Raw genomic sequence first — 15420 nt, forward strand, 5'->3', positions numbered from 1 at the left:
TTAAATTTCTAATCCGTTACATATATAGTCCGCCATTGACATTAATCTCTTGTCCAGTCACGAAGCTTGCTTGAATAAGATACAGTACAGCTTCCGCTATTTCACAAGTGGTGCCTAATCGTTGCATAGGTACTTTTGAAACAATGTTTTGTTTGACATTTTCAGGCATAGCTGCAACCATCTCTGTTTCAATAAACCCAGGGCAAACGGCATTGACGGTAATCCCATTTTTAGCTGTCTCTAAAGCAAGAGATTTTGTGAATCCTAGTATTCCAGCTTTTGAAGCTGCATAATTCGTCTGACCAAAACCACCAGCTTGGCCGATTATGGAACTAATATTAATGATACGTCCATACTTTCTTTCAATCATGTGATTAATCACTGCAGATGTTGTGTGGAAAATCCCATTTAAATTGACATTAATCACTTGATCCCATTCGTCTTTTGACATTTTGCGGAATGAGCGATCTTTTGTTATCCCAGCATTATTAATAAGAATATCAACTTTAGAAAATTGTTTTAACACTTCTTCGATAAGGCGTTGTGAATCGTCTGCTTCACTAACATTCGCTTTTAATGCAATTGCATGACCGCCCTTTTCTTCAATCTCATGTACGACTTTTTGCATTTCTTTTTCAGATGAGCTATAAGTAGCAACAACTGTTGCACCTTGTTCTGCTAATACTTTTGCTATTTCTGCACCAATTCCACGTGATGCACCTGTCACGATTGCTACTTGATTTGTAAGTGGTTTTAAAGGATTTGACTGGCCTGATTCTCTTATTTCCATTGCTGACATAAAAAAATTCACTCCTCAATTTATCGTTTTTTTTAGAAACTACCATTCATTTTGATATAAACAGTTAGTAGTGGTAGAGATTGCGATTATTGCTTTATTTTTTTAGTAATTCAAGGACTTGATCTAATTTATGATTTAAATTGTTGACATCTTTTTTCAGTTGATCAATTTCACTAGTAGTAGAATCCTTTTGTTCATCGATTAAGTCTTCCATGTCGTCAATTTTTGTATCGACGTTAATAATCAGGGATGCTACTTTTGCAATTTCTTCACGACTAGGAATATTTACTTGTTTCAAATAGGATTCAGTCATTGTGTTGACTACTTCTTGATATTGTACATACTGATTTTGGATTTGCCCTAAACCTTGTGCAAATTGTTCTGTTCCAAGCGTATCTTGGATCGCTCCTCGCCATGTGCTTTCCGTTTTTTCGTACATATCCTTCCAAATCTTAAAAGGATCGAGTGTTACAGTTTGACTCATTGGAAATCATCTCCTTTTCAAGCACCTTTTCAAGCACTTATAAATCTAGCTTATGGTTCTGTTTTTAAAAATATGAATAAAAATAGATTAGTAATTTATTAATTTTTTTTATGCCGTCAACATACTATGTGGATATATAGGTGTAAATTACACTTATGTGTAGTAGTGAATGGGGAGGTGAGAGTGATGGAATCAGGGAAAGGAAAGAATAAAAAAAACAGTTCAAACCTTGGCGCACCCCAAAATTTCTTAATTCCGCTTATGTTGTTACATTTACGTAATTGGAATTCACACGGTTATGAATTGATGGAGAAGATCACGCAGTTTGGTGTTGATTCTATTGATCAGGGGAATTTTTACCGTCTTCTTCGAAAGCTTGAAAAGGACGCCTTAGTGTCTTCGGAATGGGATACAACAACAAAGGGACCTGCTAAACGTATTTATGCAATAACTGAAGCGGGCGAACGATATTTGGACATGTGGGCAGGTTCATTAAGCCAGTATCAAACATTGTTGAATAATTTCTTTAGTGTATACAATCCATTCTTTACCCTCAATCAGTCTTCACCAGAAAAAGGGGAAGAGGATGCATGATTTGGATGATATGCAATGGTTTGCATTCATTATAAATGAACGAAAAAATGGGAGGAATAGTAAATGGCGAACGAACAAGTAGTAAAGAGTGTGGATATATTATGGGATGGTTTGTTAAACAGTCTAAAAACATGGCAACAATTTCAATTAGAAGTAGGCGAAAAAACATTACAAGCATTCACTTATCAAAAGGACCTTATTGAATCTACTGTTACGACCATTAACACAATTGAGGAAGATTCAAAAAAAGCGACAAAAGAAATACAAGAAAAAGTACAAAGTAGTGTAAATGAAGTCATTAGTAATAATCAATTCGAGCAATTTTCAAATTGGATAACGAATGTTCAAGAAATTACGAACAAATCACAAGAGTTAGTCAGTATTCCAAGCCGTTCCATTCTAGATATTGTCGTACAAACGAATAACCATTTGGAGTCTACTGTGAAAACTGCACTTGAAGAGCAAAAACAACAACGACTCGAAGTGATTGGTAAAATTGAAGAGTTAACTGAGCAATTGAAAAAAACACAAAAAGGATTATTTGTAGTTTAAGAGCTAGATAAATAGGTAAATTCTTGTGGTGCTAATCCGTTGATTTCCGTTACGGGTGGATGCTTTCCGTGGGGCGTGAGTTGAGCCTCCTCCTTCGCTGTGCTTCGTGTGGGGTCTCAACCTTCACGCTAATCCCACAGGAGTCACCACCCTCCACTCCAATCAACTTTTTATAAAATTTAAAGAAAATTGCTCTTCTTCACAAAAGTGTCGAAGAGCAATTTTTTTTCTAATTAAATAACTACATTTCTTATTAAATTCTTCTTATTGGACAATCTCCTTAGCAGTCATCGCTTCTAAATAATTTTAGTATCGGCAATAGGAACCAAAAATCTATTTAAAAATTAAAATGCAATGTTAGTCCTTTTCACTTACAATTAAAGATAATGTAACTTTAATGGAATGTTTTTAACAAAGATAAAAATAGTGTATCGTTTACTATATTAGGATTAGTTAGTCTCCAAAAGCGCGAGTGAAATTGTGGTTAAACTGATAATTATAGTTATTAAGTTATTAATGAATGAATAAGAGAAATCTAATTATGTACAGATTGGTTGATCTTCTTGATTCGCCAACAGTTTTTTACATAATTTTAAAAACTGCTGAAATAGATGAATATTTCACGAACTAAATGAGGAGGTGTAATGTTCATGAAAGGTGTTTTATGTTTAGGAGAAGCTTTAATTGATTTTATTCCTCTGGATGCTGACAATCTAACCTATCAGAAAGCTCCTGGTGGTGCGCCAGCGAATGTATCTGTTGGTGTTGCGAAACTTGGAGGGAAAGCGACTTTTCTTGGTAAAGTTGGAGACGATGTGCTTGGACATTTTTTGAAGGAAACTTTAGAAGGGTACGGCGTGAATACTCGTTCGATGATTTTTTCGGAAAAGGCACGAACTGGCGTAACGTTCGTTTCACTTGAGGCTTCAGGGGAACGTCATTTTAGTTTCTACATAAACCCGAGTGCGGACCAATTTTTGCAAAAAGAAGAATTAGACGCATCGCTATTTACACAACATAAGATTTTTCACTTTGGATCGATTTCTCAAATTAACGAGCCTTCTAAATCAACGACATTTGAGGCGATCAAGAAGGCAAAAGAGTCGGGGATGCTGATTTCCTACGATCCGAATTTTCGGCGAAACCTTTGGCGTTCCGAAAAACAGGCCAAAGAAACCATACTTGCTACAATTCCATATGTGGATATCTTAAAGGTTTCCGATGAAGAACTATCCTTTTTAACAGGTTGCAGTGGCATGGAAGAAGGAATCACACTATTACCTAAAGTGCAGCTGATTTTGGTTACGTTAGGATCTGAAGGATGTTTGTATTATTTTAAAGGGAAGATTGGAACTGTTCCTGCTCTGACATGTCAGGCAGTTGATACTACTGGTGCAGGTGATGCATTTGTTTCTGGGATTCTCTATTCACTAAATGAATCAGCCAGATCACTAGAAGACCATTCAGAACCAGAAATTGTCGAGATGATTCGCTTTGCAAATATTTCAGGAGGATTATCTACGACAAAAAAAGGTGCCATGACCGGGCTCCCAACTTTACAGGAAATTCAAGCGCTTTTGAAAAATCAAAAATAAATGCAGCTAATAAAAGATCAAAGTAGCCTTACACGAAACTAAACTGTGTAAGGCTACTTTTTTGACATTCAGCATACAAAATCTAGTTCAATTCTAAATGTTGGGGTGTTCTCTCAATCCAGCAAAAAGCAGTAGAAAAGTGGAGGTGAATACCCCGATATTTCAGTACCTGACGCTATCGTTTTTGATACGAATAAGATTTGCCGGAAAAACTGACAGAGTGACCACGCAGTGAAAAATTTTTGCGACAAGTAACCGCAGGAGTACGCATCAGAACGGATTCGTTAGATATTTTGCTTTATTAACTCAACATTTGATAAACAAAACCTTTTTGAGGGAGCGGAAGACGGCGAGTCCTCGAAAATGCATTCGCATTTCCTTCGTGCGAGGTTGATTCAGTGAAGTGCATTCAGAGTCCTGCAGGAAAAGCAAGCAAATCAAGACCCCGCACGAACGTAGTGAGGAGGAGGCTTGATGCTTGCCCGCGGAAAGCGTCCGTCTGTAGCGGAAATACCATTAAATAATTATTCAAATAAAGAGAATAATGTTCGCATTTTTATTAGTAAAGCATTCATGAAATTAATCCAACTATACAATGATCGAATAAAGAAAATAGGGCATAGTCCATTTTCTAGAGCATATACATTAAGAGTTAAGGGAGTTTATATATACTTCTAGGCTTTTTATTGAAAACGAATAAAAGATAGGGGTGTCGATATTGAAAGAGCAATTGAATGATAAAGCGAAACGTTTTTTTGAATATTTATTAGCACTTTCATCATTGAATGGAAAACCCATTCATTCGATTCAAGATTATGAAAAGACATGGATTTGGGACGAATTAGGTGAAGTTGAAGGATGCACTATTGGAAATAGATGTGGGCGACCGTCAAATCTACTAGAAATACATAAGCCTACCATCGACCACGCATTACTCAAAAGTCCAAGTCCATATCCTGAGTTAGACAAATGGATGATAGATGCCGATTATAAAAAAGAGTCGAGTACACCGAGTTACAAACACACATTAAAGGTAAACGAAACGGTCTTTCATGTTGGTGAAAACGAAGAAAACATCAAACTAGATTCACAACGTTTATCAGAATGGAAAGTGTGGATAGAAAGGAAAAATCGGTTAGCTCGTGCCCAAAATCTCTATGCTGAGCTTCTCGAATTGATCGATAGATTAGAGCAGGAAAGTGATTCAATCGAATTAGTACTATCAAAGGGATTATTGAAATGGTCAGGAGCAGATGGAGGAGAAACGATAGAGCTCCCATTGTTTACGACAAATGTGATGTTTACCCTTCATGCTGAATCTGACTTGATTACGTTAAAAGAGGAAACAAAAGGATTAAAGTTTGAAAATGAATTGTTTAGTGGGAAGACACTACTGAATAGAGAACAAATCGATATCCTAATTGACAATATTGAGAATTTCAGCTTTTCAGATGACCTATCAAGTGAACTTAAACAGTTGGTTCATTTACTAGATCCAAACGGACGTTTTATTGAAAATAGTAACGTTGAAACAAGTGATAATCATGCACCTGTCATAATAAATCAGTCATTGCTAATCGTACGTGCAAAAAGTTCTGGGATTATAAGAAATGATTTGCAACAAATTATTTCTGCAATTGATCAAAACAAGATAGAACTTCCTGATTCGATCCATGCTATTTTAGGGGATATTCCTAAACAACATCATCCAAATAGTATAAATAAATCGAATTTGTTGAAATCAACATTACCAAATCAAGTATTTTTCCCATTAAATGCGAATGAGCAGCAAAAAGAGATTGTAAAACGTATTGAACAAAATAATGGCGTAAAGGTTCATGTGTCTTCAGAAACAGAGAAAACACACACAATCGCAAATCTCATTTCTCACTATTTAGCTGAGGGTAAAAAAATCCTCATTACAACTCAAGAAGATAGTCAATTAAGTGAATTGAAAAATAAGATTCCAGAAGAAATTCGAGATTTATGTGTACCTTACTTAAGTGAGGAAACAAATGCATTCAATGAAATCGAACAATCCATTCGACTAATTGGAGAAAAGTTAGAAGCCTTAGATCTACAAAAACTAAAAGAAAATATAGAGCAAAATCAACAGTTATTAAATCAAAGTATACAAAATGAAGCAGAGTACAGAAATAGCTTGAAACAATATGCGAAATCTGAAGGAACGCCTATTTTATACGGCGATCAGCAACTTTTTAAATATGATGTAGCAAAACGTCTAGCTGAAACAGATGTCCATTATCAATGGATAAAAGACGATCTTCCTTTAATTATGAAATTTCCTTTGAATCAGGACGAGTGGGAAGAATTCTGTACATTACAAAATTCTTTCAAAAAAGAAGATTATGCGTTAATTGATACCATATTGCCTACTAATTCGGATATTTTAAATGAATCAACATTTAAAGCGTTACTTGAGGAAGAGAAGCAATTAGTCGATGAAATTGACTTGCAATATATAATGCCGATAGAACGTACACCTGAAAAAAAATCAACTCTACTCATTATGAAAGCATTAGTTGAGGAGATCATCGCCAAGCATCATCTAGTTGAGGATGAAAATTTCAGTAACTTTATTCAGGATTTACTTTCTAGTGAGAAGCGAAGAGCGTTTTGGGTGCAACTCGTTAATGAGTTAAAGCAGCATACTGAAATAGCACTTGCTTTATATCATGAGTTAATCCATCACAAAATTATGTTGCCTAAAAAGCTAAATAGTGAAATTCAATTAGACTTGATTATCGCGAGAGAGAGGATCCTTTCAGGTAAAAAGCCGAATCGATTGTTCTTCCTTCGAAAAGGAAAAACAACTCAATATTTATTCCAAACAGCTGTTCTAGACGGAAAACCGCTTAAAAAGTTAGAAGATGTTACGACAATCCAAAAGCATCTAGAATACAGGAATCTAATTACAAAATTATCGAGATTATTTAATGGGAATATGAATGAAATGGGTATTCCAGGCGTCGACATCACGTGGCAAGATTTCCCTCAAATACTGGAAGAAAGAATTGAAGTTTTATCACAAATCATCGACCTTGTAGATCTAGATTATGAATTATCATCGAAACTTCAAATTGAGCAGCTTCAACTAAGTAATATTTTTGATTTCGCATATTACGAAAACTTGAAAAGAGAAATCGAACATACATTGAACTATATCAGATTAGAAAGATGGCAAGAAAAATATGACGTTGAAATTGAGAAGTTAGCTGCTTTGGTGAATAGTGAAAATATGCATGCTATTGTAAAACAATTCCTTTATGCAATGCAAGTTAAAGACGATGATGCTTGGAAGGCTTTAATAGGGGAGCTAAAGGAATTACACAAAGTGGACAAAAAGATTACGAAATGGAAAAAATTCACTGATCAATTAGAATATAAACTACCACTCACCGTTGAGGGATTAAATAAAAACTTCGGTGAGGTGAAACTGGAAAAGGATCAGTATATAGAAGCATTTGTGTTGAAGAAAATGGAAACATGGGTAAATGAAGATAGTGATACGAATTGTAATGCTTTGAACGAACTTCTTCAAAATGAATTAAATACGCAAAAGAAATACATTCGAGAAATCGTAACAGATGCAACATGGGCTACACAACTTGCTCGAATAACTGATGAAGAAAAAGAAGCTTTATCAGCTTGGAAATCCTATAGTCAAAAAATCGAAAAAGACGAAGGGAAATATACTACTAGATTAAATCGTGAAACACGCAAAGCTGTGAAACGGGCACAATCATCTATTCCAGTTTGGATGATGCCAATTGATCAAGTGATTCAAAACTTCCCAATTACAAATGAAAAATTTGATGTCATCATTATTGATGAAAGTAGTAAATGTGATTTATTTACTATAAATGCTTTACTAAGAGGAGAAAAAGTAATCGTGGTGGGGGATTCTGAACAAACTAATCCTCTAGTAATTGGAGCAAATCGTGAGGCTGTAGCTGAATTAATGCATAATTATATTCAAGATGTTCCAAATAGATCTTTATTTGATGGTGAAATATCTTTATATGAAATCGCGGAGCAGAATTTCCCATCGGTAGAAATTGCTGAATTAATGGAAGAAGATTTACTTAATGAAAGCCAAAATCCAAAGAATGAAATGGGCCAGATTGAAGACTTAGAAAGCCTATGTGAATCAGCTTTTGAAATTGATGTACTCAACATGATCTTATCAAAGGATTATCGTGTTACCCCTAAAGTAAAAGTAGGTCCTACCAAAATTGATTTTGTAATTGAGGGCTTGCATGACCGTTTGGCTGTGGAATGCGATGGAGAGAAATGGAAAGGTCCCGAAAAGTTTGAAGAATATCAACAACGTCAAGGAACACTCGAGCAAGCGGGGTGGAGATTCTGGCATGTTAACGGTAGGGACTTTTACTGCAATCAAAAGAAAGTAATGGAAGGTCTGTGGTCAAAGCTCTCTGATCTTGGGATTTTACCTATAGGTGCTGAAGAAACTTCAAAAGTACTCCATGATTTCAGCGTGAATATGATGACTGAGCAAGCACCCAAAATACACTTTCAAACTCAAAATAAAAAAATACCTACTAAACCTGTTAAAGAAAACAAATTGAGTGATCAATTTACTACTGAGAAGATTACCGATGAAAATCATTCATTCATAGAAGAATATAAAAAAGTAGTAAAAAAGCTAGCTATTAAAGAAGATTTACCGAAAAATCCCACATTGATTTATACGAATAAGGAAAAAAATGAATCAAAAATAGTCTCAGCATCTACAATCAATGACATTCCACCAGAGCTCATTCAGAATGTATTAATACAAGGGAAAATATCGATAGTAAAATTTTTAAATGATCTAGGTTTTGAAATTGTCGATTATCGACTACAAGACGGGAGTCTTTGGGTAGTAGCAAACGAGGAAATAAAACCATTTATGGAAAAACTAGAAGCGTGTAATGTTTCATTCCGATATATTAGTAAAGGTAGTCAAACAACAAAAGGGCACCCTGCTTGGTATACGAAAATTCTAGATTGAGTGTAAGAACTATTGAAGCTGCTATCCAAATGGGTAGCAGTTTTTTATATGGAATTGTAGTGGATAAAGTGTTTGTTAGGATATAAAAAGTGCTTATCTTGGATACAATTCGAAACTTCGTGGATATGCTACTTTGTTTTGAAGATAAAAGGTCTAAATTCGTGGATTAAAATAGAAGAAAACCCTTTGATAGAAAAAAAACCGAATGTTTGTAAACAAAACTTAGAATATTAATTTACCTACGTACATGGGAATTATTATGTTGGTAATTTTATAATAGAAAAGTACCTATTTGAAATAATTAAAAATATCTATTTTGTCACAGTATTTGGTTATTATTTGGAGTGTTAAATCTAAAAATAGGGAAATATATGTATGTTTATTTTAACAATGCTACTTTAAATTTAATGTGAATTTTAGGTATAATAGACCTAGTATGTATAAACATTAGCATTTTTATGATTTTTTTATTTATTGGAGGAGCACGTCATGTACATAAAAGTAGATTCTTTGGCATTGTTAAATGATTTTAATCAAATTTGGATGGAATGTTGGTTGGAAAAGGGATATGGTCTGGAGAATGGAACCGTTCCATCAGATCGATATATAATCACAGATTCAGATAATCAAAAAGTGGGGACTATTGAATTCAAGAAATATGCTCTAGATCCTACTAATAACATAAACACCGTATATCCATTCCATCAGAAAGAATTGATTCAACTTGATCCAAACTCAGTGATAGAAATTGATAAGGTTGCTATATTAAAAAAACATAGAGGTAAAAACCTTGAAAGACTAATTCGATTGTTCACTAAATATACAGAGGCTCATCATATAGATTATTGTGTTGTTCTCCTTGAAAGATCTTTCTACAAAGCACTAAAACTGGTATACAAAATTCCATTGGAAGCAGTTAGTGAAAAAATATACTACAAGGGTGATTATGTAATCCCTTCTATAATTTATTCTAAAGAAGTATATCAAAATAAGGAAAAATACAGCTGGAATGTATCTACTAAATAAATATATTAAAGATTACATAGTTTTGAGTAAATCGAGAATGGAGAAACAGGATGTACGGTTTTAGAACAAAGCGGTTTGCATATTCCTTCATCGTAATATTTATTCTTGCAAATATCCTTTGGAATATTGTTTTTAGAAATAACCAAGATTTTATCAAATGGGGCGGAGCGGCTTTTCAAATAATTGCATGCTGTGCATCGATCGGATGTCTCACTACTACTTTTTTTAAGTATAAAGGAAAAGCTAAAAGTTTCTGGCTATTTCTTGGTTTAGGCGTTCTTAGTTATCTAACCGGAATGTTGATTTGGATTTTTAATGAATTTATTCTTAATCGTAGTGAAGGCATTTCTTATCTATCAGAAAAATTTTGGGTAGCGCAAAATGGATTCTATTTCATTGCCCTCCTTTTACTTATGAATGCGATTAAAAGTAAATTGTTTACGATTCGGTACTTCCTCGATATGTTAATAGTTATGTCTGCAGTAACAACGTTTAGTTGGATTTTCTTAATAAATCCAGTACTAAATCAACATACAAACATTCAATTTTACATAACCGAATTACTTTATCCAGTTTTAGACCTAGGTGTTTTGGTAGGAGTTTTAAGCCTTTTAATGGCTTCAAATAGCATATTTTCTAAAAAGGCAACTTCCTTTTTGATTTGTGGCTTATTAATTCAAATAATCGCAGATACGACTTTTTCGTATTTGAAAATGACCAATTCATATTCTTTAGGAAGCATAAATGAACCTTTTTGGATCTTATCTATCCTTATGATTGGATTGGCAGGGATTGATCATGAGCCATTTCAAATGAAAGAGCAGACAACAACTCATGCGAAACAAAGCGAAAACCTGTTTATTAAATATTTTATTCCATATATGAGTGTCTTTTTTCTTTCGATTTATTTTATAATGACCATGATTAAACTGAATATAATGTACCCTGTCTTTATCGGATTGGTGATATGTATCCTGTTAGTCATCTTGAGACAAATATTCACTCTGTTAGAAAACGATAAATTAGTGAAAGATTTGAATAATTTAAACGAAGGTCTTGAGATAAAAGTAAAAGAAAGAACGAATAAACTGGTAGAGACAGTGAATTCAATGGAATTTCTTGCGTATCATGATGTGGTTACGGGTTTGCCTAATCGCAGATATATTCAGAAAAGACTTTCGCAAGCAATTAATAATTCGAATGTAGATCAAAAGAAGATTGTATTTATGCTCCTTGATCTGGATCGTTTTAAACAAATTAATGATAGTCTTGGCCATTCATATGGTGATTTATTGTTGAAAGAAGTAGGAGATAGACTGGTTAAATGCGTACCAAACGAAGTTGTTTGTCGCCTTGGTGGAGACGAATACGCATTATTGATCGAAAATACAGACGTGCAGAAGATAGAAAAAATAGCATCAAACATATTAACAACCTTGAGAGAAACTTTTAATATAAAGGGATTTGAACTTCTCATCACACCTAGTATTGGTATATCGATTTATCCTGACCATGGTTGTGATTGGGATACCCTCTTAATGAAAGCAGATACGGCCATGTACAAGGTAAAAGATAACGGGAAAAATAATTATAAGATTTACAATGGGACAATGAGTATGGAACCTAAGATGGAGTTAGAAAGCTCGTTAAGAAAAGGTATTGAACGGGATGAATTTATAATACACTACCAGCCGCAAATCTCACTGAATAACAATGAAATTATTGGTGCAGAAGCTTTACTTCGCTGGGAAAGACCTGGGCAAGGACTTGTACCTCCTTCAGATTTCATTCCATTTGCAGAAGAAACTGGCCTTATCTTGCCAATTGGAGAAAGCGTTTTAAGGAAAGCATGTCGTCAGTCCGTTTCGTGGAGGAAGAAAGGATTTTCAAAACTAAGAATAGCAGTGAATATTTCTTCTTTACAATTTAAACATAATGACTTTATGGATATGGTTTCAAGCATTATCAAAGAGACTGGTGCAAATCCAAATGATATTGAGTTGGAAATTACAGAAAGTATTGCTATGGGCCCAATCGAAAAGAATCTCGCTCAACTATCAGCGCTAAAACAAATGGGCTTTCAAATAGCAATCGATGATTTTGGAACTGGCTATTCATCTCTGCAATATTTAAGTGAATTCCAAATTGATCATCTAAAAATAGATCGTTCATTTATCTCTGCGTTAGAGAAAAGTGAGAAAGATGCGGCAATCGTTAAATTGATTGTCATGATGGCGAAAGGTTTAAATTTCAAAGTGATTGCAGAAGGTGTGGAGAATGAAATCCAAAAATCATTCCTTCAAGAAATAAAATGCGATGAACTTCAGGGATATTTATTTAGCCGCCCCTTAAGTGTGGAGGATTTTGAAACATTAATGGTATCTCAGAAGGGAAATCATCAAAGTACGGATTAGAGGTATTTAACTTTCACTTAATTTAAAACTAGTGGTTGAACCTCAGAAACCAAATTTTCAGTATTTAAAACAATCATTTCAAAATCAAGTATATTGAAAAGATAATCTTACCAAACGAAAACAAGCGAGAGAAAGGGCTCGCTTGTTTTTTTATAGCTTTGCTCCGTATTGATCATGATGACGTAGCCCGCGGTCATCCTGCCGCCCTTTTGGAACCAAATCTAGAAATTGATACGTATTGTTTAGCATATCAATACCACGAGCATAGGTTGAATACGTATGAAATATGTTTTCATCTTCATCTTTATAGAATACACTAACGCCTTCTCTGTCTTGGCTCATTGGATCCTGGAAAGTGTAGTTGTAAAGGGCGCTCTTATGAGCTACTTCTTCTTTTGGGAAAGATGCTTGAAAATCATAATTAAAATCCGTATGCTGCGAAGAATACCAAGGGAATGTCCAACCCATTCGTTTCTTATATGTCTCTAGTTTTTCCACCGGTGCACGAGAAATACAAACAAATGAGACATCACGGTGATTTAAATGGGGAATCATCCCACTATAGTGATCCGCCCAGAAGGAACAATGCTTGCAACCTTGATCCCAACTGGGGCCGAACATAAAATGGTAAACAATTAGCTGGCTTTTGCCAGAAAACAAATCTGCTAGATACAACTTGCCACTAGGACCATCAAATGTATATGACTTATTAACAGCTTCCCAAGGGAGATCCCTTCGCTGTTGTGTCAGTTCATCACGCAATTTCGTGAATTCCTTCTCCTTACGTAGTAGTTCTTTTCTCGCTTCAAGCCACTGATCTTTCGGAAGGACTCTATGTTTTTCCATAACAACACCTCTTTTTTGATAATTCCCCAACTTATTCTAGCCATATTAGAAAATCGATATACTTTCGCTTTTTAAGATTTGAAAAGTTACTTCATTGAAAGTTCATCCGCAGACTTATTTTGTAGCAAGTGTTGCAACATCAAATTAAGTCGGAATGAATATTATGTAGTAACAATTTTTGCGTAATAGTCAATCAAAAAAGGGGTGAGAAAAACATGGAAATATTAGCTTATGTTTTTCAAGCAATTCTTATACTCATGTTTGCTATGGCGGGAATTGGCAAGGTAGTAGGTTCTGAAATGCATGTGGAAGGTTTTGAACATTGGAGATTACCACAATGGTTTAGAGTATTAACAGGAATTGTGGAAATAGTGGGTGCTGCACTATTGCTCATAGGTTATTGGGCACCTAGTTATGCGATGGCAGGAGCACTTGTTCTTGGGATTACTGGGATAGGTGGAATCGTAACGCATATTAGGGCGAAGGATACCTTTAAAGAAACTTTAACGATTTTAATACTTGCGATCTTATCATTTATAGTATTTTTCATTTATTATTTATAGATGAACTAATGTGGGCTTCGATTTAATATGAAAATCAATGAAGTCCAAACAGTTGTATGATCGATAATTTTAAGTCACTTATATTCCGAGTTTGACTTTTGAAAAGAATAATGCCTGCCACCCGAACAAAGTAAGGGAGCAGGCATTATTTTTTTTTTTAACCCTCTAATCAACCGTTACAAAAAGTTCTTTCACTAATAGAGAAGGGGAACCAAATCCACCTTGATGGAAATGTAGATCTGAGCCAGTTTCTTCAATATCATTCAATAGTTCATAGAAGTTTCCGGCGATTGTAATTTGTTTGACTGGTGCTACAATCTTGCCGTCTTTTATATGGAAGCCTGTTGCGGCCACCGAGAAGTCACCAGAGATTGTATTTGTACCTGAATGAAGGCCAGATAAATGTGTTACAAGGATTCCTTCTGATACAGAGCTAATTAAATCCTCATTCGCTCTTTCTCCTGGAGCAATGTACATATTTTGAGGTGCCACAGAGAGTGTACCTTTATAAGATGCTTTGGATGCATGACCTGTTGATTCGCAACCATCTATTTTCGCTGTCTTTCTGTTATGAAGAAGTGTATTAAGTGTTCCATTTGTAATAATCGCTTGTTTTTTTGTTGCCACACCTTCTCCATCAAAATTGGATCCACCTACTACATCCGGATGGAATGGATCGTCTAATAGAGTGAAGGTGTCTGAAGCTACTTTTTCTCCTATTTTTCCTTTTAAAAGCGATTGGTTTTTCTGTGTATTCTCAGCAGAGAAGATAGGGGAAAATGTTGCAAGTAATGATGCCGCTGCGTCATATCTCATAATGATTGGATATTTTCCTGCCGGAATCGATTTTTCATCGAGATAAGATAGGGCTTCTTCAGCAGCTTCTTTGGCAATTTCAACTGGATTCAGTGAATGAAAGTCACGTGTTGATTTCATAAAACTGCCTGTTTTCATTTCTTCGCCATCTTTCACTACAGTTGAAATATAGATCATTAAGCCATTCTTTTTTTCTGTTAACGAAAGGCCTTTACTGTTCGCAAGTAAGCGTTCTGTGGAAAAGTCATAAAGAATGCATTCGTCAAGTGCGACAATACGCTTATCATAAGAACGAATTTTCTCTTCAATCGAACGAAGTAATTCAATCTTTTCAGGAATTTGGACATTTGCTAGTTCTTCGTTATAGAAGTTATGAGCTTCGTAATCTTTGCTACCTTCAAAAATATCCGAACCATCATCTTCATCAAGGATCGCTGCATTTGCTTTTGCACTTTCGATTAAAAATGAAATGGAATCTTCATCTATTTTCTCTGTATAAGAATAGCCCATCTTTCCATTATAAAGTCCTCGAAGTCCAAGACCACCATCTTCAGACGTTTCATAGCTATCAATTTCGCCCTCGAAAATCGAACATTGGAAGGATTCTTTGTGTGCATAATATAATTCAACTTCTTTGAAACCAGCATTTAGAGCAACGTGCAATAATTGTTCTTGGAATTCTTTCAGTTTCATTGC

Annotated in this window: 11 protein-coding genes; 7 read left to right on the forward strand and 4 right to left on the reverse strand. The window is 34.9% G+C overall.

Features of this window, described 5'->3' with window-relative positions; genetic code table 11:
• Positions 1-16: 16 nt before the first annotated feature.
• Both fabG and ACIQ4I_RS13105 read right to left on the reverse strand, forming a co-directional pair.
• Positions 17-790 carry a 3-oxoacyl-[acyl-carrier-protein] reductase gene (gene fabG / locus ACIQ4I_RS13100; protein ID WP_403096812.1) on the reverse strand — a complete coding sequence of 258 codons (774 nt, stop codon included), beginning with the start codon at positions 788-790 and terminating at the stop codon, positions 17-19.
• Positions 791-893: 103 nt separating this feature from the next.
• Positions 894-1283: a polyhydroxyalkanoate biosynthesis repressor PhaR gene (locus ACIQ4I_RS13105; protein WP_403096480.1), complete on the reverse strand. Its 390-nt coding sequence runs from the start codon at positions 1281-1283 to the stop codon at positions 894-896.
• A gap of 186 nt (positions 1284-1469) precedes the next feature.
• Here ACIQ4I_RS13105 and phaQ point away from each other — a divergent pair, with 186 nt between their 5' ends.
• The 6 genes from phaQ to ACIQ4I_RS13135 all read left to right on the forward strand — a co-directional run bounded on the left by phaQ (position 1470) and on the right by ACIQ4I_RS13135 (position 12499).
• Positions 1470-1877 (forward strand): poly-beta-hydroxybutyrate-responsive repressor, encoded by a 408-nt coding sequence (gene phaQ / locus ACIQ4I_RS13110; RefSeq protein ID WP_403096481.1) that lies wholly within the window; start codon positions 1470-1472, stop codon positions 1875-1877.
• Between the two features lie 63 nt (positions 1878-1940).
• Positions 1941-2429, forward strand: a complete 489-nt coding sequence (locus tag ACIQ4I_RS13115; protein WP_403096482.1) for a hypothetical protein — start codon at positions 1941-1943, stop codon at positions 2427-2429.
• Positions 2430-3079: 650 nt separating this feature from the next.
• Positions 3080-4024 (forward strand): aminoimidazole riboside kinase, encoded by a 945-nt coding sequence (locus ACIQ4I_RS13120; RefSeq protein ID WP_403096483.1) that lies wholly within the window; start codon positions 3080-3082, stop codon positions 4022-4024.
• A gap of 718 nt (positions 4025-4742) precedes the next feature.
• Positions 4743-9059: a hypothetical protein gene (locus tag ACIQ4I_RS13125; RefSeq protein ID WP_403096485.1), complete on the forward strand. Its 4317-nt coding sequence runs from the start codon at positions 4743-4745 to the stop codon at positions 9057-9059.
• Between the two features lie 489 nt (positions 9060-9548).
• Positions 9549-10085, forward strand: a complete 537-nt coding sequence (locus ACIQ4I_RS13130; protein ID WP_403096486.1) for a hypothetical protein — start codon at positions 9549-9551, stop codon at positions 10083-10085.
• Between the two features lie 50 nt (positions 10086-10135).
• Positions 10136-12499: a putative bifunctional diguanylate cyclase/phosphodiesterase gene (locus tag ACIQ4I_RS13135; RefSeq protein ID WP_403096487.1), complete on the forward strand. Its 2364-nt coding sequence runs from the start codon at positions 10136-10138 to the stop codon at positions 12497-12499.
• Positions 12500-12649: 150 nt separating this feature from the next.
• On the opposite strand, the gene ACIQ4I_RS13140 is transcribed toward ACIQ4I_RS13135, so the two are convergent.
• On the reverse strand, positions 12650-13345 hold the full coding sequence (locus ACIQ4I_RS13140; protein ID WP_403096488.1) for a DUF899 domain-containing protein: 696 nt from the start codon (positions 13343-13345) through the stop codon (positions 12650-12652).
• A 215-nt stretch (positions 13346-13560) separates the two neighbouring features.
• On the opposite strand from ACIQ4I_RS13140, the gene ACIQ4I_RS13145 reads away from it, so the two are divergent.
• The gene (locus ACIQ4I_RS13145) at positions 13561-13908 is read left to right on the forward strand and encodes a DoxX family protein (RefSeq protein ID WP_403096489.1); all 348 of its coding nucleotides are present in this window, start codon (positions 13561-13563) and stop codon (positions 13906-13908) included.
• A 165-nt stretch (positions 13909-14073) separates the two neighbouring features.
• On the opposite strand, the gene ACIQ4I_RS13150 is transcribed toward ACIQ4I_RS13145, so the two are convergent.
• Positions 14074-15417 (reverse strand): TldD/PmbA family protein, encoded by a 1344-nt coding sequence (locus ACIQ4I_RS13150; protein ID WP_403096490.1) that lies wholly within the window; start codon positions 15415-15417, stop codon positions 14074-14076.
• Between the last annotated feature and the right edge of the window lie 3 nt (positions 15418-15420).

The sequence above is a fragment of the Rummeliibacillus sp. NPDC094406 genome (genome assembly GCF_044763875.1).
In the GTDB taxonomy this organism is placed as follows: domain Bacteria; phylum Bacillota; class Bacilli; order Bacillales_A; family Planococcaceae; genus Rummeliibacillus.